Consider the following 23,862-nt stretch of genomic DNA (forward strand, 5'->3'; position numbering starts at 1 on the left):
TAATTCATCATTCATAAATTGCCCTCCATTCATTTGTCTTGACATCCTCGAATCGCCCTCCCATAATATCTACTATTCTAGTACATTAGGACTTTAGATGATAGAGTTGTACATCGACAGGCGGAGCGGGGTCAGTCCGTACCTGCAGATTGTGGAGCAGGTTAAGCGCGCCCTGCTGCTCGGTACGCTGCACGTCGGCGACCAGCTGCCCACGCTGAAGGAAGTTGTGGGGAAGCTGGCGATAAACCCGAATACGGTCCTCAAGGCCTACCGCGAGCTTGAGTACGAGGGACTTATCGAGACACGCCCCGGGCTGGGGACGTTCGTAATCCGCTCGCCCGCTGGGCCGCTGGACAGCCACGCCGGATTGCGCGCGTCGCTGTTGGACTGGCTCAAAGAGGCCCGCCAGGCCGGGCTGGACGAGGAGAGTATTGTGGCTCTGTTCGATTCGACCCGGCGAGAGAGCCGTGTTAAAGAGGGCATATGAACGAAGTTTTGCGGACTGAGAACCTGGGCAAGAAATACGGCTCGCACTGGGCGCTGAAGGAGTGCACGTTCAGCCTCCGGCCCGGCCAGGTGACGGCGCTGGTGGGGCCGAACGGCGCGGGGAAGTCTACGATGCTAGAACTGGCTATTGGGCTGCTTGCGCCGACGGAGGGGACGGTCCAGGTGCTGGGGTCATCGCCCACACAGGAGGCGGAGCAGGTGCTGCCGCGAGTGGGGTTCGTCGCGCAGGAGCACCCGCTGTACAGGGGCTTCAGCGTGGAAGAGACCCTCAAGATGGGCAAGCTAATGAAGCAGCGGTGGGACGACGAGTTCGCGCGGCGCAGGATCGAGAAGCTGGGGCTGCCGATGAAGAAGAGGGTGGGCCGGCTATCCGGAGGGCAGCAGGCGCAGGTGGCGCTGACGCTCGCGGTGGCCAAGAGACCGGACCTCCTTCTCCTAGATGAGCCGATTGCAGCTTTCGACCCTCTTGCGCGCCGGGAATTCCTCCAGGCGCTGATGGAGACGGTGGCCGAGACGGGCGCGGCCGTGCTGCTGTCATCACACATCCTTGGCGACCTTGAGCGCGTGTGCGACTCCATGCTGCTGGTCTACGGCGGGCGAATGCAGATATTCGGCGAGGTGGACCAGATACTCGCCGGGCACCGCATCGTCATTGGTCCGGTGGGCGAGGAGGCGCTGGCGTCGAAGGTGCACGAGGTGATCCACCAGAGCAGGGCGGAGAAGCAGGTCTCCACTCTGGTGAAGCTGGACGGGCCGCTCGTCCTGGGCGACCGATGGGCGGTGCATGAGCCTTCGCTGGAGGACATCGTCCTGGGGTACCTGGAGCGCGGCAACGACGTCGCTGCGCCGTCGAAGCGGCCGAAAGAGAAGGTGACCGCATGACGTGGGCAACGTGGCGGCAGTATCGCATTGAGCTTATCATCGCGCTAGCGGTTATCGGCTGGCTGACGGCGTTCATCATACCGGCGGGGGCGTCGCTGGTGACGCGGTTCGAAGATTCCGGGCTGGCGGCGTGCCTCCGCTCGGACGGGCTGTCAGGGTGCGGGACGCTGGCGCAGCGGTTTATCGACAGCTACAGGGACTTCAGCACCGTCACAATGTGGCTGGAGTTCCTGCCGTCGGCGGCGGGCGTGCTGGCGGCCGCGCCGATCATCATGGAGATTGAGCAGCGGACCTACCGGATGGCCTGGACCCAGAGTGTGACGCGCGGGCGATGGATCGCTACGAAGCTGGCGCTGGCATTAGTGGGAATAGCAGTGTTCTCAGCGGCGTATGCGGCGATGAAGGGGTGGTTCTACTCACCGCTGCTCCGCGTGGACGAGCCGTTCAACCGCACGTTCGGCGCCACGAGCGTGGTCCCGTTCGCGTATGCGATCTTCTGCTTCGGCGTCGCGCTGGCGGCCGGCGTGCTGAGCCGCCGCACGATACCCGCCATGTTGGTCATGGTCATACTTTACTTCGTCGCGCGCGTGTTCGTGGGCGACGTGCTGCGGCCGGCGTTCACCGCGCCCCTGGAGGTGAGGCAGCCGATGTTCACCGGGGAGATGTTGAGCCCGCGGCCGGAGGTCATACCGGAGCGGTCGTGGATCGTCTCGATATCCATGGTCGACAAGTCCGGCCAGATCGTGGAGCAGGCGGAGATCGATCAGATCGACGCGACGTGCGGGCGGATGGAGAAGGGGATGACGGAGAAGGAGATTAGCGCGGCCTTTCTGGCCTGCCTAGGCGACAGGGAGTACACCCAGCGGTTCACGTACCACCCGCCGGACAGGCTGGTGAAGTTCCAGGCCATGGAGTCGGGGATATACGTCGGCGCGGCGGCGGCGCTGCTGGCGCTGGTCGTGGGCCTGGTCGTACGGAGAGCAAGGTAATGGGAGATTGGCCGCAGCGGGCATGGAGACTAACCGCAGAGAGTTACGATGTCGAAGAGTTAAATGAGGTGGTTGCCACAGAAATGCACCACCACATGATTTCTCCGCCGAGCTGCGCTCATTCGCCGAAACGCTTTCATAAGCTTTGCGTCCACTGCGGCCATGTTCTTCACGTCTTGAACGCGGCGCATAGGGCAATGACGCGGGCAAAAGCGCGGTGTTCGTCGCCCGCGCCTTTGACGTCGTGGAAGACGACGGCGAGGAGAGTGGCGGTGTAAAGCCGGTAGAGGATTTCGACGCTCCGGGGCATGCGGTCCGGCCAGTCGCCAGGGGCGCCGTAGCCGGACAGGAAGTCGTGGGTGAGGTAGCCGCACTCGTCGATGCGGGTGAGCTCCAGGGCGGGGTCGCCCATAAGGGCGTTGGACCAGTCTACGACGGCCTGTATGACGCCGTTGAGGGTGAGGATGTTGGCGGGGCGGATGTCCATGTGGAGGAGGCGCTCCCGGCCCGGCCAGCGGAGCATGTCGGTCATTTCGGCCTTTGGGGGCATGGCGAGGCGGACGCCGAATATGCGCTCGACGGCGCGGAAGCGCATGTCGAGCAGGTGGGCAAGTGTAAGTTCAAGGGTGGGCTCAGTCTGAGCGACTCGCCTGCCGCGCGGCGGCCGTATCTCGTGTATCGCTCGAACGATCTCGCCGACCTCGACCCAGGCCGGCGGCGAACCGTCGTGCTCAATGTACTCCGACACGATGAATCCGAAGTCCGTCTCCTCGTCCAGGTACGCGCCGAAGACCCGGTGGACGGGGACATCCGAGTTCTCGAACAGGCGGGAGACGGTACCCTCCTGCAGGAGCTGGTCGAAGGCGTCGATCTTGTCCTCAAGGTCGTTACTGACCCGGCGACGCTTGGGGACCTTGATTGCGACGTCGCCGAGCTGGGTGGAGGCGGCGCGGAAGACGTGACCATCCAAACCCTCTGCGAGGAAGCTGGCGCTTGCGACGCGCAGGTGTGGGAGGTGGTTGTCCAGGGCGGATTGGATGGCGGGGAGGATGTCGATGGGATAAGTCATGTGTGTGTGGTGCCTGGAAAGGCCTCAGAACCGAACGGGCGTAGCCCTCACCCCTCGCGCAAATCGAAGGGGAGAAACAAGGCGCCTGTCCCCCTCTGCCTTAACTCTGCGTCTCCCCTCTGCGAGCTCTGCGCTTAATTCCTTCCCTCACCGCCAGAAGAAGACGCGTTCGGCTGTGCCGCAGAGGACCTCCCTCCGCTGCGCTTCGGATAGAAAGTCCAGCCTGTCTCGAACGAGCGCGATCGAGTCCTCGTAGGTCTCGTGGACCAGCTGGTGAGGGGCGTCGCTACCCCACATGAGGCGCGATGTGCCGAAGGCGTCCACGAGGCTCTTGATGAGGGGCTTGAGGTCGTCGTGTGGTTTCGACTTCGCACCGAGGGCGTAGAAGGCGGAGACCTTCACAAAGACATTCGGGTACTTGGCCAGGCGGCACAACGCCTCGGTATCGGCGTCCGTGACGGGTCCGTCCGCGCCGACGCGCGCCATGTGGTCGATTACGACCGTTGTGTCCGGGTAGCGGGCGCACATGGCGGCGGTGTCATCCAGCCCTTGCGGGGATATCAGGAGGCAGACGGCCTGGCCGGTGTCCGCCGCCGCGGTAAACATGGCGGCGAATGCGGATGGGTTGTCCCAGCCCTTTGCGTAGTCCTTCTGCGGCACTATCCGGAACCCCGCGGCGCCTCTGTGCAGCGCCTCCTTTATCTGCGCGGCGACGTCCGGCGCCGCGTGGTCCAGTATCGGCGCGCCGCGGAAGACCGCAGGGAATCGCTCGATAGTGTCGAACAGGTACCGGTTGTCCGTCCCGTACTTGTTCGTCCCGACGATCAGGATGCGGCCTACGCGGGAAGGCCTCGCCCACCGCAGAAGCGTCTCCGGCGGGAAGTCTCGCGGCACGGCTGTAGCCGGGTCCATACCCTTGATGAAGGGGTAGCGGCCCGTGTCCGCCGTCCACACGTGCACGTGGGAATCGATGTACTCACGCATCGAAGCCATGGGACCCTCTCGGAGGTTAACCGCAGATTACTTGCCTAGATCGTCGCCTTTTCGAGGCGGATGAACCGCCCGCCGATAAGCCACTCCGCTACCAGGATGTTGCCGTTCTTGTCCACCGCAATCCCGTGGGGACTGTTGAACTTGCCCGGCTGCAGCAGCCTGGACCGGACTGGGTGGCCGTGCTCGTCCTTGTTGTTCGGCCAGCCATCGGCCGTCGCCACGGACTCATTCGCGCCGATGTAGCAAACGAAGTTGTCATTGATATCCACGAGCGTGATCCGCGCCTTCAGCTCGGCGATGACCATCGTCTGGCCGTGGGTCACGATGCCGCTGGGGCTGGTCATGAACTCCTTGCCGAACACGCGGCGGAACTTGCCGTCAAGCCCGTAGACCTGCACGCGGCCGTTCGAGCGGTCCGCGATGTACAGCTCCGGGTACCCCTTGCGACGGTCGATGCAGATGGAGTGAGGCGTGTTGAACTTTCCTGCCGAGCCCTCTTCACCCGTGATCGTGCTCAGATACTTGCCGTCCTTGCTGAATCGGTGGACCATGCTCTGGCCGTAGCCGTCCGCGACCCACACATCGCCGTTCCCACCGAGCCGCTCCTCGTTCACGGCCACCCAGGTGGGCATGTAGTTGCCCTTCTCATACGCCGGAAGAGGCGGTGTCGGCAGCTTCAGCAGCGATTGGCCGTCGAGAGTGGTCTTCACCGCCTGCCCGATCACCTGCGCCTGCACGGCCGGGTACTCGTAGCCAGACTTGGACATGCGCTTGCGGCCATTGTCCGCAATCCACAGCGCCTCCGCATCGCCCTCCTTCACGATCGTCATGCCGTGCGCATCGGCGAACCACCCTTGCCAGGAGCTCTTGAACACGCCGTTGCGGTCGAACCGCATCACGTTGCCGTCTTCCTGGTGGTAGGTAATAATGTCGCTCGTTTCGGATACGACGATGCCGTGGTGCGACCACCCCTTGCGTGCGCTCTCGGAGTCCGGCTGCTGCAGGAAGTTCTCCACCCATTCGTAGGTATGCTTTCCGGCGCCCACGCGAGGGTAGGGGCCGTGCTTGATGGCGTTGAGCACCTCGGCGACATGCCCGTCCGGCGTCACAATCGGCCATACCTTCTGCACCTTGCCGCCCTCGTCGATAAGGTACGTGATGCGCCGGATGCCCTGGCTGACCGCGCCCGTGTTCGCGTTCACCTTGTCGCCCCACACGCCGTACGCGTTGATGATCGACTTGTCGGTATCCGCCAGCAGCGGGAAGTTGAGGTTGAACTTCTGCGTGAACTTCTGGTGCGAGTCAACGTCGTCGGCGCTCACGCCCAGCACCACCGCGCCCGCGCGGCGAAGCTCGGCATCGGAGTCCCGGAAGCTGCACGCCTCCTTGGTGCACCCTGAGGTGTCGTCCTTGGGATAGAAGTACAGCACAACCTTCTTTCCCTTGAACTCGGACAGGGCAACCTTCTTGCCGTCGGTCTGGAGTACGGAAAAGTCAGGGGCCTTCGCGCCAACGTTGGGCATAGCCATCAGTTCAGCTCCTTTCAGAAGGGCAATCTGGGTAAATGTACAGGAAAGGGGCGGAGTGAGGGAAGAGGGGCCGGATTAACCCGCATAGGGCACTGGGATACGGTGACGAATCTCATCGCAGAGGGCGCAAAGGACGCAAAGATAAGACATGGGGAAGGTTAGGTTTGTGATGGGAATGGGTTGGGCGTGTCTTGGGAGGGCAGAGGGCGAAGCCCTTGCTGGGGTTCGGGGCGAAGCCCTGAGGTTGTACTTTTCCCCCTTTCAGACTGTAGCGATTGAAGGGGGTCCGGGGGATGTCCGAGGAGCAGCCCATATGCGAGTGTCGAAAGAAGAGCAACGGTTATTAAATAATGAAGCCGAATGGGCGGTTTATGCGTAGTATATGTATCTTACGTGTTGGGAAGTGCGGAGCTTGTCCGATGGCAGGCGTCTATGAAAGTACGGCGCCGCGTTCTGCTGGTCCTGTGCTCAATGCTTATGGCGCTGGTGGGGACGGCGTGCCCTCCGGAGGAGGGGGAACTGGAGGTGGGCGTCAAGTTCGACAAGCGGCCGAATGTCAATGAGCCGGTGGAGGTGACGGTCTCGGTCAAGGCGGTCGAGTCGACCTGGTGGCACGCGGCCGTCGTGGAAATAGCGTTGCCGCCGGGGGCGGTGTATATCCGGGGCCTGACGAGCAGCAGGTTCGAGGCGCTTGAGGAGGGTAACGTCCACGAGTTCACTGCGCCGGTTGTGTTCCCGAAGGAGGGGATGTGGCGGGTGGACGCCTACGCGGGCCAGGTGTGGCGCCCGGAGGGCTATCCGGTCCCGACTTTCCAGGGGTCGGGGTCTGTGCTCACGGCCGGGAGCGACGAGGCGAAGGTGCCTACATACCGGCCCTACCTGTCGCCGGGATCGGAGATGAACTTGGTGAACGAGAAGGAGACGCCCAGGCTTATCGTCATACAGAGCTTGGCCGACTTCGGGGAGATGGAGAGGGCGGGCATGTTGCGCAACGTCTCCCTGGCCAACTGGGACATGCGGCGGCACAAACTCTTTTCCAGGGCGGGCACCTTTTTGACGGACGAGATACGAAATGAGCGCATCTACCTGATGCTGGTGGACGCCAAGCGGCCGACGACTGGGTACCGGTACTCGCTCGATACGTGGACGCTGGACGGCGGGGAGTTGGGCAACCTTGCGTTAAACATTTCCACCGGCGAGCCAAGGCCGGAGTGGCAGGTGCAGGACAGGGCGGTATCGGCGTACCAGATGGTGCCGCTGCTGATCAGGGACTTCGACCTGGACGGCGTGCTGCACATTGGGGTGAACATCAATGGGAAGGAGGCTGGGTCCGTGGCGCTGGCCCACGACGGGCTCCAGGGGATTACGCTGGCGTCTTCGCGGGCTTTGCCGGGGTTCGAGGAGAACTTTCCCCAGCCGTTGGTGTTCGGGCAGAACCCGCTTGTTCCTTCGCCGACGCCCGCGCCGACCGCGACGAGCGTCCCGGGCTTTTCGCGTGAGCCGACGGAGATCAGCCTCAGCGACGCGGCTGACTTCACGCTCAGCGGAGGGCCGGGGGAGACGGTCTCGGGCAAGAGCATCGCCGTAGGGGACGTCAACGGAGACGGCGTGGGCGACCTAATAGTCGGCGCACCGTCCACGAGCTTCGACGGTAGAGCGAGGGCTGGGGCGGTGCACGTGCTTTTTGGGCCGGTCGAGGCGGGCGGCGTTATTGCGGAACGGTCGGACATAACGATCCGGGGGCGGGCTCAAGCGACCAACTCGGGGCCATTGTAGCAATTGCCGATATCGACGAAGACGGCGCGGACGACCTGATCGTGAGCGCGCCGTGGGCCTTCGTGCCCTATCACAAACCTGACGACACGGCGTTCAAGGAATTCATGCAACGGAAGGCGACGCCGAGCGGCGAGGTGTACGTGTTCTATGGACCGCTGACCGCCGGTATTTACGACATGGCTGACGGCTCCTCGGCAGGGACTACGTTCACGGGACGCCTTGCAGGCGATCACCACTACGGCATCGCCGCCGGTGACCTGGACGCGGACGGGTCGGTTGACATGGCCTTCGGCGTTCTTGGGATCACCGGAGACTGGGAAGAGAGCAGGACGGTCGTCAGGTTCGGCCCTCTTGCGGACGGGACGCACGACATTTCCGGCGCGACTGGAGATTCGGCGACGATTGTGTGGTCGGACGGCGCGGGATGGTCCGGCTACGGACTGGCGATCGGAGATATGAACGGGGACGTTTACGAAGACCTGGTGACGGCAGCGTCGCAAGGGGGGCCGGTGGCTACTATCGGGCGGGGCTCGTCTACGTGGTCCCCGGGCCTATCGGCGCGGGCGAGCCGGCCCTTTCTGAGGCTGCGACGACAACTGTCGCCGGAGCGTCGTGGCTGGACCAGGCCGGTCTGGCGGTGGCGATTGGGGACTACAACCGGGACGAGCTCAAGGACCTCGTTATTCTGTCGGGCGAAGGGGCCTACGTGCTTAACGGCCCTCTGAAGGCCGGCCGGTACAGTCTCCGGAAGTACTCGGATGTGGTATACCTCGGACTGCCGAAGAGCACCCGCGGCAGCGGCGGCGCCATGGGAGACATAAACGACGACGGCATCAGCGACCTCATCGTGGGCTCGCCTGTAGATACGGTGAACGGGAGCGTGAGCGCGGGGAGAGTGTATGTAATATTAGGCGAATAGTGAATTTGGAATCGCGAATCGTGAATTGGGGAGGGGCGGAGCCTGTCAGGGAGACTGTGAGTATGAGTTTGTCGCAACGCGTTCTGCTGGTTGTGTTGCTGGCGCTGATGGCGCTGGGATGGGCGGCGTGCGGGCGGATGGGCATAGGTGAGGAGGGGGACGGGTTGCGGCTGGAGCTGAGCGGTAGTCCAGACGTGAACGAGCCGTTCGAGGCGACGGTCTCATACAGGGCGACGGAGAGCATCGAGGGGCCGGTGGATGTGTGACTGGCGGTGCCCAGCAACGGCGCATTCATAAAGGGAGACATCAGGTGGCGCGGCGACAGGGTCCATGCCAGCCAGAAGGTTGAGTTCACCACGACGCTGGCAATGCTGGAGAGCGGCGGATATACGATAGAGGCCTTCGTGCAGTATCCGAACCTTGAGCTCCGGGACTTTCCATTCACTATGGACGCCGTTTCGGAGCACTTTTACATCGAGCAGAACGGGCGAAGCGGCACGCGCAACAGAGGAGAGGACGATTGGGTGGGGGAGTTTGCCTCCATGCGGCTACCGGCGAGCGCCAGCGAAATCGCCAATACGTCCGACACGCCGGTCGTCCTGATCATACAAGACCCGGGCGATCTGGAGGAGCTGAAGCGGGCCTGGCTGTTGCCGGAGGACTACGGCTTCTGGAACCATGTCCGGACCGTGGGCAACGACAGGGGATTCGCAGAGGGTCGGATATTCCTGCTTGTGGTGGACAGGAGGCGACCGACGACGGGCTACAGTCTCAACTCGGGGAGTATCGAGAACTATTCGGTCGGCAGCGGGTCGTGGGCCAGTGAGTACCCATACGTCGCCGCCTTTGTTTACGGGGCGCAGCCGCCAAGGTCGGGGTGGGAGGTGGAGGCGCGGGAGACATCGCCGTACTTCGTGGTCCCCATTGAACGCGGGACGTTCGGCCCCAACGGAGAGTTTGCGGTCTCCTTCTCAAGGACTCCTACGCCGTCGAGGACGTTTGCCTTACATCTGGACCGCACTACGAAGCGGGTTACGGTTGCAGACGACCTCGCGGGGGGAGAGAACACGTCGGTGGTGGAGGGCACGGATGTGATCAGGATTGCGCTGCCGGGGCTCACGGTGCCGAATCCTTAGCGCCTGGGTCCAACATCGGTGGGGGATCTGCGGGGCGTGGGCAACCGTGTGTTGGCAATGTCCGGCACCGTGTTACGGGTATTTCCGTGGGGTGGATTCGACACATGATTTGAATCTGCGTGTGTATGTGGCGACACCTTGACAGCATGCCGGTCCGCCTCTAACATTAGATATGCGCCACGGTAGCTCAGTTGGTAGAGCACGGCACTGAAAATGCCGGTGTCGTCAGTTCGATTCTGACCCGTGGCACCACTGTCTAACAGTGTGCTAGACTAAACCTGCCCGGAAGTGGCTCAGCGGTAGAGCATCTCCTTGCCAAGGAGAAGGTCGCGGGTTCAAATCCCGTCTTCCGGTCCACTGAAAACACAAAATGCCCCGATTCGTCGGGGCATTTTCTTTTCAATCGCACCGTGCAGTAAGATAATGGCCTTACATAAGCAGAAGCGGTGACCTATGCAGAAGTCCAATACTAACGCTCTGCTGCTCGCAGAATCAGAGCATTCCCGCGGCAACTCCTTTTGCCCGGAGTGCTTCGAAGGCGCCTGGCCCAGGCGGCACGAGCGGTGCGCCGGCTTGGTCCACGCGGAGTACACCGATGAGTGCTGCGAAGGGTATTGGCTGCGAGAGCTATGCGACTCCTGCCAAATTGACCAGACCATCTGGCTCGCGCGGCTCTCACTTCTCGCGCCCTGCGCGTAGCCTGCCCGCGCGCCCTGCCGGTGATACGCCGGCGGCTTTCCGGCAAGCCGCGCCCTCATTCGACCCACGAGGTGTGACCCTACGACAACCGAGATTCAAGTGCCCGCGAAGCCGAAGCTGCGCCCCGTTGACCCCAAGTGGGTCCAGCACCGGGGGCAGCCGTATCTTTTTCTACGCGACCCCCTGAAACTCTCCGAAAAGACCGTCCTGGTGCCGCAGTACCTGGTGCCCCTCCTCGCTCTCTGCGACGGGACGCGCGACCTTACGGCTCTGCGCACCTCCCTTGCCCTCCGCGCCGGCATAGAGTTGCCGCCGAGCCAGGTGAGGAAGTTCATCGCAGAGCTCGGCGCCGCGTTTGTGCTGGACAGCGACAAGTACCGTCAGGCCGCGGCGGACGCCCTATAGAGCTTCCGCGCCCAGCGGCACCGAAAGCTCTCCCACGCCGACGCAGTATATCCTTCCGACAAGCGCGCGCTGGCGGCGGCCCTGCAGCGGCACGGCACCGCACCGGCGCCTGAGCATGCAGACACGCGCAGGCTTGCGGGGGTTATCTCCCCGCACATTGACTACGAGCGCGGCGGCAAGAGCTACGCACAGATGTGGAACAGGGGCGCGGCGGCGTTGAAGGACGTTGAGCTGGCGATTATCTTCGGCACCGACCACGCGGGCGGCCCCGGCAGGCTCACGCCCACGCGACAGAACTATGCGACGCCGCTGGGGACGCTGCCGACGGACAGGGATATCGTGGACGGGCTAGCGGATGTTCTCGGCCCTTCGGAAGCCTTCGCGGAGGAACTCCACCACATTAACGAGCACTCAATCGAGCTGGCCGCGGTATGGTTCCACTACGCCGCCGGAGGCCGGACGGTCCCTGTTGTGCCCATCCTGTGCGGCTCGTTCCACCAGTTCATCACCGGCGAGGCCGGTCCGGGCCAGGACAGGGCGATCGGCGCTGCGGTGGACTACCTGAGGGAGGCCACAAAGGGGAAGAATACGATAGTCATCGCCGCCGGCGACCTCGCCCACGTGGGTCCGGCGTTCGGTGATCCCAACGCCCTCAACGCCGCGGCCAAAGCGGCGATCATGGACAAGGACTCCGCGTCCATTGAGGCGATTTGCGTCGGGGATGCCGACAGGTTCTTCGAGATCTCGCGGGCGGAGGAAGACCAGAAAAAGATATGCGGTCTCCCGCCGATCTACATGGCCCTCCGCTATCTGAACGGCGCCGCAAGAGGCGAGTCCATGGGTTACGATCAGTGCCCGGCAGACCAGCAAGCGGGGTCGATTGTGTCTATTGTGGGCGCACTGTTGTGGGGGCGGGAGCGGTAGTTGGTAGTTGGTAGTTGGTCAACAGCCAGATACAAAAAGACAGTGGCAGCGATTGATCGCCGCCCCTGTTACTTTCTGGCCAACCACTAACTACCAACTACTGCCCCCGCTTCTCCATTGGCACGTAGCTGCGTGCCTCTGGGCCCGTGTATATCTGGCGCGGGCGCGCGATCTTCTGCTCCGGGTCCGTTATCATCTCCCGCCACTGCGCCAGCCAGCCCACCGTGCGGCCGATGGCGAAGAGCACCGGGAACATTGCCGTTGGGAACCCGATCGCCTGGTAGATGATGCCTGAATAGAAGTCAACGTTCGGGTAAAGCTTGCGTTTGACGAAGTACTCGTCCTCCAGCGCGATGCGCTCCATCTCCAGCGCGATATCTATCAGCGGGTTGCGGCCGACCACCTGGAAGACCTGATCGGCTATCTGCTTGATGATCTTCGCGCGCGGGTCGTAGTTCTTGTAGACGCGGTGGCCGAAGCCCATCAACCGCTCTTCGCCGCTCTTGGCGCGCTTGATCGCCTCGGGGACCCTGTCCTTCGAGCCGATCTTCTGCAGCATCTTCACCACTTCCTCGTTCGCGCCGCCGTGAAGGGGGCCGTAGAGCGCGGCGCTCGCGGCGGCGATGGCGGAGAAGGGGTCTGCCTTGGAGCTGCCGACACTGCGCATAGCGTTCGCGCTGCAATTCTGCTCGTGGTCAGCATGCAGGATCAGAAGCACGTCCAGCGCGCGCTCTACCACCGGGTTCGGCTTGTACTCCACGTCCGCCATGGGGTGGAACAGCATATTAAGGAAGTTGCCGGGATAGGCGAGACGGTTGTCCGGATAGATGTACGGGAAACCCAGGCTGTGGCGGTAAGCAAACGCCGCAATTGTCGGCATCTTGGCGATGGCGCGATAGGTCTGCATCTCCCGGGACACCGGGTCGCCCACCAGGCGCGCGTCGGGGTAGAAGGTGGAGAGCGCCCCCACGGTGCTGAGGAAGATGCCCATCGGGTGGCCGTCGTAGCGGAACCCCTCCATGAACTTCTTGATGTTCTCATGGAGCATCGTGTGCATGGTAATGTTCCGGGTCCACTTCGCAAGCTCGGTCTTGTTCGGCAGCTCCCCGTAGATCAGCAGGTACGCCGTCTCCAGGTAAGTGGACTTCTCAGCAAGCTGCTCTATGGGGTAGCCACGATAGCGGAGGATGCCGGCGTCCCCATCGATGTACGTGATCGCGCTGCGGCAGGAGGCAGTGTTGTTGAACGCCGGGTCGTAGCTCATCAGCCCGAAATCGTCGTCCGTAACCCTGATCTGCCGTAAGTCTGTCGCCCTGATCGCCCCTTCCTGTATCGGGATTTCGTAAGTTTTTCCCGTGCGGTTATCGACAACGGTCAGGGTATTGGATGGCATCAGTGCCTCCGTGGGACGCGGGCCTTAGATTAGGGGAAGTCTAGCACTGTAGCTACGTAGCGGCAAGTACAGTATTCCTGCTGAACGGCTATGTGGCCTTTTTGCCGCCGATCTCCCTTTCAAGCCACATGGCCAGCCGGCTGTAGCTGATGGCGTCCTCAGTAGTCAAAGGCATACGTATCTTCGTATCGTGGGCCGCGCTGTTACGTAGTTGTCGCATCTTGTGGAGCAGGGAGACGGCTGTTGGGTTGACCGCCCCCGCGTCCGACAGGCGTTTGATGTTCTCGAAGGCGTCGGTCTCTTCGCCCTTTTCAACTAGCCGCAGGCGCTTCACGGCGAGATCGAGCTCGTTTTCGACGGGCGCCCACGCGAGAGGTATGGCGGCGCGCGGCGAAGCCTGCGCGACGGCCTTTATCTCCGGGTTAATGGTGATTGGCACATCGAACCCTGCACGCTCGGCGAACTCCACCAGGTCGCCCATGTAAGACCCGTTGCCGTTCTCTTCGGCCTCCTGCGCGGCCGCTTTCGTCTTTCGCTTCCGTTTGGCCGGTGGCTGTACTTCTATCTGCTCCTCGGGTTCTTCGACTTCGTCTTCCGGCGCCGGGTCCTTGTCTTCCGGCTCATGCACGTCCTGTATGAGCCTCCCTTTGCGGGCGGCCGGCCGGGGCTTCGTCCGCTTCACAATTGACGCAGGAGCGGCCTTGGTCTCCCGTTGCTCTTTCTTCTTGCTCTTATTCGAAAGGCCCCGCTTGGCGAGAGTGACGCGGACGAACGCGAGGAGGGCGAGGAACACTAGTATACCGGCAATGACAGCGAACTGTTGTGGCCCGAAGTCCATATTCTCTCAGACCGCCTGGCTGCGCGCGCGGCGCAAGGTTTAGAATCTGTCGCAAAGTTTCTCATGCGGGCATGTTCTTATTCAAGGTATGTCCAATGCCCCGCCAGTTGATTGACGGCGGAGTGGCACAGACTTACACTCGCAATAGGCCTATGTTCGCGTCAGCTCTGGAGGGGCGTCTCTATGCGGTACCGCAAGGTCTCTTACAGCTACAAAGTAGTGGTCCAGGACGCAGGGTCATACCCCATGCTCAGGCGCATGCACGCCTCCGGGTACACCCTCTCTCAGACCTGCTGGGTACCGGCAGCGGACGTGTACGAGACGGAGAGCTCCATTATCGTGACGGTGGAGCTCGCGGGCGTGAGCGAAGAGGACGCTGAGGTCACTCTCTACAACAATGCGCTCGTGGTCGAAGGCAACCGGACCCTGCCTCCGATGCCGGAGCAGGGGGCTTACCGGTCCGCCGGCATTCGCCAGGGGCAGTTCCGCGTGGAAATAGAGCTCTCGTCGCCGGTAGACCCGGACAGGGTTAATGCTGCGTACCAGAGCGGACTCCTGCAGATCACCTTGCCAAGGGCAAGAAGAGGCTAATTCATGACATCAGAGCAGCAGTCGGTCCCCCTTGGCCCGCCGCCAATCCCAGACGTTCTCCCGGTGTTGCCCGTGCGCAACACCGTTGTTTTCCCAATGGCTGTCGTGCCGCTGATGGTTGGACAGCCGCGATCGATCCGGCTGATCGACGACGTAATGCGCAGCAAGGACCGCATGATGGCCCTGGTGGCGCACGAGAAGGAGGCGCCCGCCCAGCCTTCGGTAGAGGAGCTGCCGAGCATCGGTACTGCCGTCGTCATCCTGCAGCTCGCAAGAGGCTCGGACGGCACTGTGGGGCTGATGATCCAGGGCGTGGAGCGCATCCGGGTCAACGAGTACGTGTCCAGCGAGCCGTACCCGAGTGCCCGAATTGAGCGCGCTCCCGCAATAGAGTCTTCCGGCGTGCAGGCTGAGGGGCTGGCGCGCGCGGTGGCAGACCTGTTCAAGGAGCTCGTGCGGCTCAGCGACGAGATGCCGGATGAGATGGTCCCCGTCATCGACGGTATGTCCGACGCCCACCAGATTGCCAACTTCGTCGCAGGGGCCACGCCCATCCAAACCTCTGTCCGCCAGGCAATCCTCGAAATGAACACCGTTGACGAGAAGCTTGAGAAGCTCGTCGACATTCTCCAGCACGAGCTCGCAGTCCGGCGGGTCAAGCAGAAGATCGCGACGGAATCGCAAAAGGAAATGAGCAAAGCCCAGCGAGAGTACGTGCTCCGCGAGCAGCTCAAGGCGATCCGCAAGGAGCTGGGCGAGGACGAGGGCGGCGAGCCGCAGATTGCGCAGCTTCGCAAGAAGATCGCAGAGGTGAAGATGCCACCCGAGGCGCGTCGCGAGGCCGAGCGCGAGCTATCACGGCTCTCGTCCATTCCTTCGGCATCCCCTGAGCACGGCATCATACAGACGTACCTGGACTGGATGGCCAACCTTCCATGGGGTAAGAAGACCGGCGGGGACATCGACATCAAGTTCGCCCGGCGCGTTCTGGATGAAGACCACTACGACCTTGAGAAGATCAAGGACAGGATTCTCGAGTACCTTGCGGTCAAAAAGCTGCGGCAGGACCGGCTGGCAGCCCAGGCGCCGCCTGCGGAAGGGCCGCAAACGGAAGCGCCGCACACGCTGACGCCCTCGGACGAGGTCGCACGCGAGCCGATCCTGTGCTTCGTCGGCCCCCAGGGCGTCGGCAAGACGAGCCTGGGACAGTCCATTGCCCGTGCGCTGGGCCGCAAGTTCATCCGTGTGTCGCTCGGCGGCGTGCACGACGAGGCGGAGATTCGCGGCCATCGCCGTACCTACATCGGCGCGCTGCCCGGCCGCGTCATCCAGAACCTCCGGCGCGCCGAGGCTATGGACCCGGTCTTCATGCTGGACGAGATAGACAAGGTCTCCGCGGACTGGCGCGGCGACCCGTCGTCGGCGCTGCTTGAAGTGCTGGACCCCGCGCAGAACCACAGCTTCATGGACAACTACCTGGGGGTGTCGTTCGACCTGTCGCAGGTGCTCTTCATTGCGACTGCGAACACGCTGGACACGATAGCCGCGCCTCTCCGTGACCGCATGGAGGTGCTGCAGCTCTCCGGGTACACGGACGAGGAGAAGACGTCCATCGCGGAGAAGTACCTTGTTCCCAAGCAGATGAAGGCGCACGCGCTGGGCGAGGACGAGATCATGTTCCGGCGGGAGGCCATTCGCTCCATTATCCGGGGCTACACCCGCGAGGCCGGCGTGCGCAACCTGGACCGCGAGGTGGCTAACATCTGCCGCAAGGTCGCGCGAGACATCGCCGAAGGCGGCCAGGCAAAGACGACAATCGACACTGCTGCGGTTGTGAAGTACCTCGGACGCCCGCGCTTCGAGGACGAGGTCTCCGAGCGCACGGAGCGTCCTGGTGTGGCGACCGGCATGGCGTGGACACCCGTCGGCGGAGACATCCTGTTCGTCGAGGCGGCGCTGATGCCGGCTCACGAGGAGAAGCTCATCATAACCGGCATGCTCGGGGATGTCATGCGGGAGAGCGCGCAGGCGGCGCTATCGTACGTGCGATCCAGCGCCGCCGCCATTGGCGTGCGCCCGGAGGTCTTCGAAAACAAGGCCGTGCACGTCCACGTCCCGGCCGGCGCGATCCCCAAGGACGGACCATCCGCGGGCGTCACCATCGCGACGGCAGTGGCGTCCCTGGTCACGGGCCGGTGCGTCCGGAGCGACGTGGCGATGACCGGCGAGATCACGCTGCGCGGCAAGGTGCTCCCGGTGGGCGGCATCAAGGAAAAGGTCCTGGCGGCGCACCGCGCGGGGCTCAAGACGATCATCCTGCCCAAGCGCAACGAGCGCGACATCGACGACATTCCGCCGGAGCTGCGCGACACCCTGAAGGTCGTGCTTGCCGACACGGTAAGCGAGGTGCTGGATAACGCGCTGGAGGCCGCCAAAACGCGGACGCGGAAGTCGGCGGAGACAAAGGTGGAGGCGGCGGGGTGAAGAGACATCTCTCACCCCGGCCCTCTCTCTTCCCGATGGTGCATACGGGATCTTCGACCGTGCACGGAGAGAGAGGGGGCAGGGCCAACAGCCGCCCAGCCATAGCCCTTACCCTTTGCGCAGGGCCGCAAAGGCCTGTCCCTCGGGGAGAGGAGGAAGAGCCACCCATCCACATCCACCCCGGTCACCTTCTCTGTCGCCCAAAGCGGCGACATCTCCCCCGTCACGAGGAGAAAGGAAAAGGGCGAAACCGTCTCTGTCCCGCAAAGCCGTGACATCTCCCCCTGAGGGGGAGAAACAAATCCGGGAAATGGAAGCCGGTGTCAGGATCGACGATCGGGCCTCCGGCCCGATAACTTGGGAGTCTGAGGGCCTTGCCCTCAGTGGGGTACGGGGCGAAGCCCCGAGCCGGGGTCTGGGGCGGAGCCCAAGATTCTTCATTGATTCTTTCCCCTTCCGCCGAAGGCAGGAAGGGGACAGGGGATGGTCCGAAGCCTGCACAGGGCGCCTGCGTCGGGGAACAGGGCGAGCTCGCCAATGGACCGAGGGCCGGCCGCCGGCGTTACGGCACTATGGACAAACTCATCTGGAAGGTAGGCCACATCCTGTGCCGGCGCGGGCTGGTGGCGGAGGCATGCGAGCTGCGGTTCGTGTCGCTGGACGACGCGGCTGGGCGGGAGGCGCAGCGGGCGAGCGCGGCGCTGGTGGTGGACAGGCTGCGGAGGGAGCGGTCCATAGACGACGCGGTGTGCGCGGAACTGATGGCGACGCTGGCGTCGGGGCGGGATGACGTGGCGGTGTAGGGAGCGAGTCGATATCTGCAGGAGCCTTAGTAAGCAGAGGGCGGTCGGAATCCCGGCCGCCCTCTGCTGTTCTATTTCAGGCGCTTGGTGAAGAATAGGCAGAGGCCGTCGTTGACGACCACTGTATCGCCGTAGATGGCGTGTTTGCCGTTCTGGTATAGGCCGCGGCCGTCCGGGATGTAGCCGCGCCTGACGTAGAGGCGGTGCGCGTCGCCGTAGCCGGGGTCCAGCCCGACGCCGATGCCCGCTACCGGAGAGCGCTCGGCGATTGCGTTCTCCGCAGCGTCCATCAGGACGGCGCCGATGCCTTTGCGCCGATGGCTGGGAAGGACGTTGAAGTCGACGATCTCCGGAATGCCGGCGTCGCGGAAGGGCGGGTAGGGGGAGCGCCAGACGACGGTCAGGTAACCAACGGGCGTGTCGTTGAGGATGGCGACGAGGACGGACCGATCTCCGGTGGCGCTCTCGTTCCAGTAGCGCTGGAAGAGGGCTACGGTTTTGTTGCGAGGGTCGGTGGCGGAGAACGCTCGGGCGAGATCATCCACGTCGCGGCGCTGGAGGGGGCGGATTGTGGGAAAGTCGGGGCTGAGGACGTTCAATGGGACTCCTTCGCCCTTGCCCACACCCGCGCCTGCAGTTCCTGAGCTTGGGGGTGTTTGCGCTCGGCCAGGTACCGGGCGGCCTGGTGGGCGATGTCTACATCGCGGTTGTCGCACAGCCTCACGAGCGCGGCGTTCGTTTCTTCCGACACATAGGTCCTGAGGTTTATGAGTCCTCGCAGGCACTCCTGGACATCCTCAGATTCCGTGAGGTCGTGCAGCGTGGCAATGTGATTCCGGCGGATCACGTCCGGGTCGTCGCTGTCCGGGGCGAGCGCCGGGCTGAGCTCAGGGATCGCATCTACAAGGCGGTCGTGCTCTTCATGGGTCAGGAACATGGTGGTGAAGTCCTCGCGTGAGCACATCTCCAGCCACCTGGAGCCGTCTTTGCGATAGATCGTGAGGTCTTCCGGAAGGCCTAGCAGATACCAGTCGTCTATGCATTCGGCCACGGGCTTGAGGATTTCGGCGCACTCGCGGCTGTAGCGATGCTTGAATATGGTCCTTGGACGGTAACCTTCTTCGGTGTGCACGTAGGTCTTCTCGTGAAACGGCTTCAGTTTGCCGAATAGCTCGAGTGTCGTGGTGGTCAACCTGAGCTCGTCGCCGCCGCAATGGGGGACGGCGCTGAAGGAGATGGTGGGGCAGACGTCGACGGCGTAGTCGAGGAGGCGGTAGTAGGGCTCGCCCACGAGGCGTTTGATGAACGTGTATTCGATGCGGTTGTGTTGGTCGGGCATGGCGGCGTGTGGTTTGGGTTGGGGTGTGAGGGATTGGATGCCAAAATAGGGGAAAGGGTGCGGTGAAGGGGCGGCCGCTGTGGGCAGTGAGCCGTGGGCCGGTCCGGGAGCCGGCAGCCTTAGCCCTCACCGTCGCCGAGAGCGGCGACACCTCTCCCTCGGGGAGAGGAGGAAGAGCCTCCCAGCCTATCACCACCCCAGTCACCCTCTCTGTCGCCCGGAGCGGCGACATCTCCCCCATCGAGGGGGAGAAACAGGATCCCAAATCCCCCTCTCCGTCTTACCTTTGCGTGCTTTGCGAACTCTGCGATTAATCTTCCTCTCTTAAGCTCCTCCGCCGCGCATGGTTAGGGCTATGCGGCGCCGCTCCAGGTCTACCGAGACCACCGTTACCATTACCTTCTGGGCCACTTTCACCACATCGGCCGGGTTTTTGACGTATTTGTCGGCGAGCTGGGAGATGTGGACGAGGCCGTCCTGGTGGACGCCGACGTCTACGAATACGCCGAAGGCTGTGATGTTGGTGACGATGCCGGGGAGCTTCATGCCGGGGCGGAGGTCTTCGGGTTTCTGGACGTCCGCGAACTTGAACTCCTCGAAGGTCTCGCGGGGGTCGCGGCCGGGCTTGGCGAGCTCCGCGCGGATGTCTACGAGGGTGGGCATGCCGGTGGTGGGCGTGACGTAGCGTTTGAGGTCCAGGGTGGCCTGGCGCTCGGGGCTGCGCATGAGCTCGGCGACGGTGCAGCCCAGGTCCTTGGCCATGGCCTCGACGATGGGGTAGCTCTCCGGGTGGACGGCGCTGGCGTCGAGCGGGTTGGCGGCATCGCGGATGCGGAGGAAGCCAGCGGCCTGCTCGAAGGCTTTGGGGCCGAGGCGCGGGACTTTGCGGAGCTCTTTCCGCGAATTGAAGGGGCCGTTCGCGCCCACGTAGTCCACGATGTTCTGGGCGAGCTGGGGTCCGAGGCCGGAGACGTGGGTGAGGAGCTGCTTGCTGGCGGTGTTGACCTCCACGCCGACGGCGTTGACGCAGCTCACGACCACATCGTTCAGGCCGCCGGCGAGGGCGGGCTGGTCGACATCGTGCTGGTACTGGCCGACGCCGATGGACTTGGGGTCTATCTTGACCAGCTCGGCGAGGGGGTCCATGAGGCGGCGGCCGATGGAGACTGCGCCGCGCACGGTGATATCGTGGTTGGGGAACTCCTCGCGGGCGACGTCCGAGGCGGAGTAGACGGACGCGCCCGACTCGTTGACCATGACGATCGCGATGTCCTTGCCGAGGTCCAGGGCGCGGACGAACGCCTCCGTCTCGCGGCTGGCGGTGCCGTTGCCGATGGCGACGGCCTCGATTTTGAACTTCTTGACGAGCGCCTTCACCTTGTCGGCGGCCTCCTTAATTTTGGCCTCGGAGGCCTGGAGGTAGACGACATCGTTGTGGGCCATGCGGCCCTGCTTATCCAGGCAGACGAGCTTGCAGCCGGTGCGGTAGCCAGGGTCGATGGCGAGCACATTCCTCTGGCCCAGGGGCGCGGCGAGGAGGATCTGGCGCAGGTTCTCCTTGAAGACGCGGATGGCATCCAGGTCCGCATGGTCCTTGGTAAACTGGCGGACCTCCGTCTCCATCGACGGCGAGAGGAGGCGGGCGAGGCTGTCCGCGGCGGCCTCGCGCACCTGGCGGGCGGCCGGGCTTTCGCCCTTGACGACGAGCTGCTCGACGGCGAACATCGCCTCGCCCTCGGGGGCGACGGTCTTGAGGGTCAGGAAGCCCTCGTTCTCGCCGCGGCGCATCGCGAGGACGCGGTGGGATGGGGCCGTCGCGACGTTCTCGTCCCACTCGAAGTAGTCGCGGTACTTCGCGCCGTCGGCCTCCTTGCCCTCGACCATCCGGCAGACGAATACGCCCTTTGTGACGTACAGCTCGCGGAGCTTCGCGCGGACATCCGCGTTCTCGCTGACCCACTCCGCGATAATATCGCGCGCGCCGGCGAGCGCCTCATCCTGGTCGGCGACACCCTTCTCGGCGCTGACGAAGGCGGCGGCCTCCGCGAACGGGTTGGTATTGCGCTGCTGGGCGTAGATGAGCATGGCGAGGGGCTCAAGGCCCTTCTCGCGGGCGATGGTGGCGCGGGTGCGGCGCTTGGGCTTGTAGGGGATGTAGACATCCTCCAGCGCGGCCATCGTCTCGGCGGCCATGACATCGGCCTTGAGCGCGTCCGTCAGGAGGTTGCGCTCCTCAAGGGACTTCAGGATCGCCTTGCGGCGCTTGTCGAGCTCGCGGAGCTGGCCTACGCGGTCGCGGATGGCGGTGATGGCCACCTCGTCCAGGCTGCCGGTGACCTCCTTGCGGTAGCGGGCGATGAAGGGTACGGTAGCATCGCCGTCGAGCAGTCCGACGGTGGCGTCCACCTGCTGCGGTCGGACGGCGAGCTCGGCAGCGATTTTGGCGGCGCAGGTCTGGGTCATGGCGTGCACCGTGAAAGGAGAGTTGAACGTATCCATCATGCGGCGGAGGAGGGGAGAGGTCAAGGGAAAATTATGAGTTACAAGTTACGAATTACGAGTTGAACAGCCGGGGATTACGCGCAGAGGTCGCGGAGGGCGGAGAGGGGATGTCCGAGGGCGGTGGGCGCGTGACGGCGTAGGATCGGAGCGCGAGGTTGGCTGGGGATGAGGGCGGCGTGCGTAGGGCCGGCGCCCCCGACCTCTCTCCCCCTAGCCCCCTCTCTCCAATTTCAGAGAGAGGGGGGACCGATCCCTGAGGGCTTCGCCCTCAAACTCCCATCGCCCGGGTTGCGTACAGGCAAACCCGGCGAGCAGTACAGGCGCGATGAATCGCGCAGGCTACAGAAATCAGCAGTCCCGAGTAAATTGGGGCGGGTTCGTGATTTGTTAACGGTGACGGGTTGCCTAGAAGAGGATCTGTACCTCTTTGACGGTGTCGCCATCGACTACCTGGAGCTTGCCGCCTTTTACCTTTTGCTCCAGGAACCAGTCGTAGATACGGAGGGCGTTTCGTACGACCTCCGCGTTGGTGGAGGCGTCCGAGCGCTCGCGGATTCGCATGAGCCTCTCGTGGGCCTCGGGGGAGAAATCGAGCTGGAGGCGGAGCCGCTTGGCTGCCTCTCCCTCCGCTGTCACACCTCTTCTAAGCTTCGTCGTCATGTTAATTACTCCTTTTCCGTCTCGGCAAGGAGTCCGAACTTATTCAATTTAGCTCCTCACCTCGAACTTGCGGTGCTTGTGCCTCCGGCCAGGAGGCGAATTCTGTGATGTGCTCTACCTCTTCGATGCCGTCCCGCGCGGGCCGGGGTGGCGATATGACTCTCGTCCGCACCTTTATGGGCGCGAGGTCCGGTATTGTGTCGTATTCATCCGCAGGCAGGGTAGTGTCGAGCGTGTTCCTGGCCGCGTTTGAGTCGTTACCTTCTAGAATAATCATAATCTGTCCCCGTCACTTGTGTCTGCGACGACGGCGCCCTGCGGCCAGGGCCTGATCTGCTCGATCGGAATATTCAGTTGTGACCCGGCAGGCCGGGGAGAGGTGCTGATGAGCAGCACCGTAAGGGCTTTAAGGTCCTCTATTGTCTCGCAAGAGAAGACCTCAACGCTTATGATATTTGGAGTCGAATTCCTTCCGCACATGCTTTTGTTTCTCCTGAGAATCTGCCGCGTAACCGTATGGACGAGGTGTTGTGGCTGGCGTGATAAGCCATGACGGCGCCGGCCATACCGGGGCGGTTGAAACCCATTCGAAACGTATTGGACTGTTTGCGCTGAGACATTGGGACCCTCCCAAGGATGAAATACGGCTCCATTATGGTCATTAGAAGCGCACGTGTCAAGACGGGATGAGGGGGATTTTGGGGGGTACGGGGTACGGGGTACAGGGTACGGGGACAGCCGAACAGCATGCACCCTCACCCGACCGGCCAGGGCGCCGGTCGACCTCTCCCGTCGAGGGAGAGGTAAGAATGGGGCAGAACTGCCGTGGCCCTCATCCGCCGCGGCGGACCCAGAGCGGCAAAGGCCTCTGCCTCGGGGAGGAGGGAGACCCGCCTGACTTACCCAACCCCGGTCACCCTCTCTGTCCCGCAAAGCCGGGACATCTCCCCCATCGAGGGGGAGAAAGAAGATGGGGCAGGAATCATGGATAAGGATCGAATCTGAGCCGAAGGCTCAGCAGGGAGTCTGTGGGCTTCGCCCTCACCCCGATTCCATCGGGGCCTTCTCTCTGAAGTCGGAGAGATGGGGTTAGGTGAAGAAAGGTAGTCGCGGGGTCCGACAGGCTGCTTAGGGCTTGGCGCGGCGGCCGCCACGGCGTTGGGCGGCGTCCCTGGGGGTGGCGTTTTCAGGCTTCTTGCGGTTGTCGTATGCGGGAGCGGAGCGCTCTGTGGAGCGCTTTGCGCCCTGGCCGGACCCTTTGCCTATCGGTGAGCGCGGTAGCTCCGTGGGTATGGGCGGGCGGCCCTTCGCGCCGCCGGCAGGACGGCTGTAGGGCCGGTCCGGCGCGCCGCGGGAGGCGCTGTTGCGGCGGGGGCCGGGGCCCCCGCGGGAGGCGCCGCCTTGCGGGCGAGTGGAGCGACGGG

At 63.5% G+C, this 23,862-nt stretch carries 21 protein-coding genes and 2 tRNA genes; 14 read left to right on the forward strand and 9 right to left on the reverse strand.

Annotated features, from left to right (window positions below; all coding sequences use genetic code 11):
• Nucleotides 1-97 precede the first annotated feature (97 nt).
• Genes FJ319_04915 through FJ319_04925 form a run of 3 tightly spaced genes read left to right on the forward strand, consistent with a single transcriptional unit; the run spans nucleotide 98 to nucleotide 2,378 of the window.
• On the forward strand, nucleotides 98-487 hold the full coding sequence (locus tag FJ319_04915; GenBank protein MBM3933629.1) for a GntR family transcriptional regulator: 390 nt from the start codon (nucleotides 98-100) through the stop codon (nucleotides 485-487).
• A complete protein-coding gene (locus tag FJ319_04920; GenBank protein ID MBM3933630.1) occupies nucleotides 484-1,389 on the forward strand; it encodes an ABC transporter ATP-binding protein in 906 nt (301 codons plus the stop codon). The genes FJ319_04915 and FJ319_04920 overlap by 4 nt, the downstream gene beginning before the upstream one ends.
• Complete coding sequence (locus FJ319_04925) at nucleotides 1,386-2,378, forward strand: hypothetical protein (protein MBM3933631.1); 993 nt, start codon at nucleotides 1,386-1,388, stop codon at nucleotides 2,376-2,378. The genes FJ319_04920 and FJ319_04925 overlap by 4 nt, the downstream gene beginning before the upstream one ends.
• A gap of 169 nt (nucleotides 2,379-2,547) precedes the next feature.
• Here FJ319_04925 and FJ319_04930 read toward each other — a convergent pair whose 3' ends face one another.
• The 3 genes from FJ319_04930 to FJ319_04940 form a co-directional block, all read right to left on the reverse strand.
• Entirely contained in the window at nucleotides 2,548-3,447 is a 900-nt protein-coding gene (locus tag FJ319_04930; protein MBM3933632.1) for an aminoglycoside phosphotransferase family protein, read from the reverse strand.
• A gap of 147 nt (nucleotides 3,448-3,594) precedes the next feature.
• Nucleotides 3,595-4,440: an amidohydrolase gene (locus FJ319_04935; GenBank protein MBM3933633.1), complete on the reverse strand. Its 846-nt coding sequence runs from the start codon at nucleotides 4,438-4,440 to the stop codon at nucleotides 3,595-3,597.
• Nucleotides 4,441-4,475: 35 nt separating this feature from the next.
• Complete coding sequence (locus tag FJ319_04940) at nucleotides 4,476-5,969, reverse strand: thioredoxin-dependent thiol peroxidase (GenBank protein ID MBM3933634.1); 1,494 nt, start codon at nucleotides 5,967-5,969, stop codon at nucleotides 4,476-4,478.
• A 360-nt stretch (nucleotides 5,970-6,329) separates the two neighbouring features.
• Here FJ319_04940 and FJ319_04945 point away from each other — a divergent pair, with 360 nt between their 5' ends.
• The 8 genes from FJ319_04945 to amrB all read left to right on the forward strand — a co-directional run bounded on the left by FJ319_04945 (nucleotide 6,330) and on the right by amrB (nucleotide 11,828).
• The gene (locus tag FJ319_04945) at nucleotides 6,330-7,745 is read left to right on the forward strand and encodes a hypothetical protein (protein MBM3933635.1); all 1,416 of its coding nucleotides are present in this window, start codon (nucleotides 6,330-6,332) and stop codon (nucleotides 7,743-7,745) included.
• Nucleotides 7,746-8,169: 424 nt separating this feature from the next.
• The gene (locus tag FJ319_04950; protein MBM3933636.1) at nucleotides 8,170-8,664 is read left to right on the forward strand and encodes a hypothetical protein; all 495 of its coding nucleotides are present in this window, start codon (nucleotides 8,170-8,172) and stop codon (nucleotides 8,662-8,664) included.
• 62 nt (nucleotides 8,665-8,726) lie between these two features.
• Nucleotides 8,727-8,930 carry a hypothetical protein gene (locus FJ319_04955; protein MBM3933637.1) on the forward strand — a complete coding sequence of 68 codons (204 nt, stop codon included), beginning with the start codon at nucleotides 8,727-8,729 and terminating at the stop codon, nucleotides 8,928-8,930.
• A 6-nt stretch (nucleotides 8,931-8,936) separates the two neighbouring features.
• Nucleotides 8,937-9,800, forward strand: coding sequence for a hypothetical protein (locus FJ319_04960; protein MBM3933638.1), 864 nt, complete (start codon nucleotides 8,937-8,939; stop codon nucleotides 9,798-9,800).
• A 176-nt stretch (nucleotides 9,801-9,976) separates the two neighbouring features.
• Nucleotides 9,977-10,052: transfer RNA gene (locus tag FJ319_04965), tRNA-Phe, on the forward strand.
• A gap of 30 nt (nucleotides 10,053-10,082) precedes the next feature.
• Nucleotides 10,083-10,157: transfer RNA gene (locus tag FJ319_04970), tRNA-Gly, on the forward strand.
• 441 nt (nucleotides 10,158-10,598) lie between these two features.
• Nucleotides 10,599-10,904 (forward strand): hypothetical protein, encoded by a 306-nt coding sequence (locus tag FJ319_04975; protein ID MBM3933639.1) that lies wholly within the window; start codon nucleotides 10,599-10,601, stop codon nucleotides 10,902-10,904.
• A 192-nt stretch (nucleotides 10,905-11,096) separates the two neighbouring features.
• Complete coding sequence (gene amrB / locus FJ319_04980; GenBank protein MBM3933640.1) at nucleotides 11,097-11,828, forward strand: AmmeMemoRadiSam system protein B; 732 nt, start codon at nucleotides 11,097-11,099, stop codon at nucleotides 11,826-11,828.
• Nucleotides 11,829-11,925: 97 nt separating this feature from the next.
• Here amrB and FJ319_04985 read toward each other — a convergent pair whose 3' ends face one another.
• Both FJ319_04985 and FJ319_04990 read right to left on the reverse strand, forming a co-directional pair.
• Entirely contained in the window at nucleotides 11,926-13,221 is a 1,296-nt protein-coding gene (locus FJ319_04985) for a citrate synthase (protein MBM3933641.1), read from the reverse strand.
• Between the two features lie 88 nt (nucleotides 13,222-13,309).
• Nucleotides 13,310-14,059 (reverse strand): DUF4145 domain-containing protein, encoded by a 750-nt coding sequence (locus FJ319_04990; GenBank protein ID MBM3933642.1) that lies wholly within the window; start codon nucleotides 14,057-14,059, stop codon nucleotides 13,310-13,312.
• Nucleotides 14,060-14,242: 183 nt separating this feature from the next.
• Between FJ319_04990 and FJ319_04995 the strand changes: the two genes are divergently transcribed.
• The 3 genes from FJ319_04995 (at nucleotide 14,243) to FJ319_05005 (ending at nucleotide 17,937) form a co-directional block, all read left to right on the forward strand.
• Nucleotides 14,243-14,650 carry an Hsp20/alpha crystallin family protein gene (locus tag FJ319_04995; protein MBM3933643.1) on the forward strand — a complete coding sequence of 136 codons (408 nt, stop codon included), beginning with the start codon at nucleotides 14,243-14,245 and terminating at the stop codon, nucleotides 14,648-14,650.
• 3 nt (nucleotides 14,651-14,653) lie between these two features.
• Nucleotides 14,654-17,134 (forward strand): endopeptidase La, encoded by a 2,481-nt coding sequence (lon, locus tag FJ319_05000; GenBank protein MBM3933644.1) that lies wholly within the window; start codon nucleotides 14,654-14,656, stop codon nucleotides 17,132-17,134.
• Nucleotides 17,135-17,706: 572 nt separating this feature from the next.
• Nucleotides 17,707-17,937: a hypothetical protein gene (locus FJ319_05005; protein MBM3933645.1), complete on the forward strand. Its 231-nt coding sequence runs from the start codon at nucleotides 17,707-17,709 to the stop codon at nucleotides 17,935-17,937.
• A gap of 71 nt (nucleotides 17,938-18,008) precedes the next feature.
• Here the strand turns inward: FJ319_05005 and FJ319_05010 are convergent, their stop codons facing one another.
• The 4 genes from FJ319_05010 to FJ319_05025 all read right to left on the reverse strand — a co-directional run bounded on the left by FJ319_05010 (nucleotide 18,009) and on the right by FJ319_05025 (nucleotide 22,715).
• Complete coding sequence (locus tag FJ319_05010; protein ID MBM3933646.1) at nucleotides 18,009-18,722, reverse strand: GNAT family N-acetyltransferase; 714 nt, start codon at nucleotides 18,720-18,722, stop codon at nucleotides 18,009-18,011.
• 878 nt (nucleotides 18,723-19,600) lie between these two features.
• Nucleotides 19,601-21,739, reverse strand: a complete 2,139-nt coding sequence (locus FJ319_05015; protein ID MBM3933647.1) for an RNA-binding transcriptional accessory protein — start codon at nucleotides 21,737-21,739, stop codon at nucleotides 19,601-19,603.
• A 444-nt stretch (nucleotides 21,740-22,183) separates the two neighbouring features.
• A complete protein-coding gene (locus FJ319_05020) occupies nucleotides 22,184-22,438 on the reverse strand; it encodes a hypothetical protein (GenBank protein MBM3933648.1) in 255 nt (84 codons plus the stop codon).
• 43 nt (nucleotides 22,439-22,481) lie between these two features.
• A complete protein-coding gene (locus tag FJ319_05025; protein ID MBM3933649.1) occupies nucleotides 22,482-22,715 on the reverse strand; it encodes a hypothetical protein in 234 nt (77 codons plus the stop codon).
• Nucleotides 22,716-23,862: the final 1,147 nt, after the last annotated feature.

The organism is SAR202 cluster bacterium, from assembly GCA_016872355.1.
Classification (GTDB): domain Bacteria; phylum Chloroflexota; class Dehalococcoidia; order Lucifugimonadales; family VGZY01; genus VGZY01.

What these genes read in the sequence shown, in the direction of transcription:
- FJ319_04990 (MBM3933642.1), bottom strand. Translation starts at nt 14,059, where the DNA reads ATGGACTTCGGGCCACAACAGTTCGCTGTCATTGCCGGTATACTAGTG.
- FJ319_05025 (MBM3933649.1), bottom strand. Translation starts at nt 22,715, where the DNA reads ATGATTATTCTAGAAGGTAACGACTCAAACGCGGCCAGGAACACGCTC.
- FJ319_04940 (MBM3933634.1), bottom strand. Translation starts at nt 5,969, where the DNA reads ATGGCTATGCCCAACGTTGGCGCGAAGGCCCCTGACTTTTCCGTACTC.
- FJ319_05005 (MBM3933645.1), top strand. Translation starts at nt 17,707, where the DNA reads ATGGACAAACTCATCTGGAAGGTAGGCCACATCCTGTGCCGGCGCGGG.
- FJ319_04995 (MBM3933643.1), top strand. Translation starts at nt 14,243, where the DNA reads ATGCGGTACCGCAAGGTCTCTTACAGCTACAAAGTAGTGGTCCAGGAC.
- FJ319_04985 (MBM3933641.1), bottom strand. Translation starts at nt 13,221, where the DNA reads ATGCCATCCAATACCCTGACCGTTGTCGATAACCGCACGGGAAAAACT.
- lon (MBM3933644.1), top strand. Translation starts at nt 14,654, where the DNA reads ATGACATCAGAGCAGCAGTCGGTCCCCCTTGGCCCGCCGCCAATCCCA.
- FJ319_04925 (MBM3933631.1), top strand. Translation starts at nt 1,386, where the DNA reads ATGACGTGGGCAACGTGGCGGCAGTATCGCATTGAGCTTATCATCGCG.
- FJ319_04950 (MBM3933636.1), top strand. Translation starts at nt 8,170, where the DNA reads ATGGTCCGGCTACGGACTGGCGATCGGAGATATGAACGGGGACGTTTA.
- FJ319_05020 (MBM3933648.1), bottom strand. Translation starts at nt 22,438, where the DNA reads ATGACGACGAAGCTTAGAAGAGGTGTGACAGCGGAGGGAGAGGCAGCC.
- FJ319_04955 (MBM3933637.1), top strand. Translation starts at nt 8,727, where the DNA reads ATGAGTTTGTCGCAACGCGTTCTGCTGGTTGTGTTGCTGGCGCTGATG.
- FJ319_04945 (MBM3933635.1), top strand. Translation starts at nt 6,330, where the DNA reads ATGGGCGGTTTATGCGTAGTATATGTATCTTACGTGTTGGGAAGTGCG.
- FJ319_04935 (MBM3933633.1), bottom strand. Translation starts at nt 4,440, where the DNA reads ATGGCTTCGATGCGTGAGTACATCGATTCCCACGTGCACGTGTGGACG.
- FJ319_04915 (MBM3933629.1), top strand. Translation starts at nt 98, where the DNA reads ATGATAGAGTTGTACATCGACAGGCGGAGCGGGGTCAGTCCGTACCTG.
- FJ319_05015 (MBM3933647.1), bottom strand. Translation starts at nt 21,739, where the DNA reads ATGACCCAGACCTGCGCCGCCAAAATCGCTGCCGAGCTCGCCGTCCGA.
- FJ319_04920 (MBM3933630.1), top strand. Translation starts at nt 484, where the DNA reads ATGAACGAAGTTTTGCGGACTGAGAACCTGGGCAAGAAATACGGCTCG.
- FJ319_04930 (MBM3933632.1), bottom strand. Translation starts at nt 3,447, where the DNA reads ATGACTTATCCCATCGACATCCTCCCCGCCATCCAATCCGCCCTGGAC.
- amrB (MBM3933640.1), top strand. Translation starts at nt 11,097, where the DNA reads ATGTGGAACAGGGGCGCGGCGGCGTTGAAGGACGTTGAGCTGGCGATT.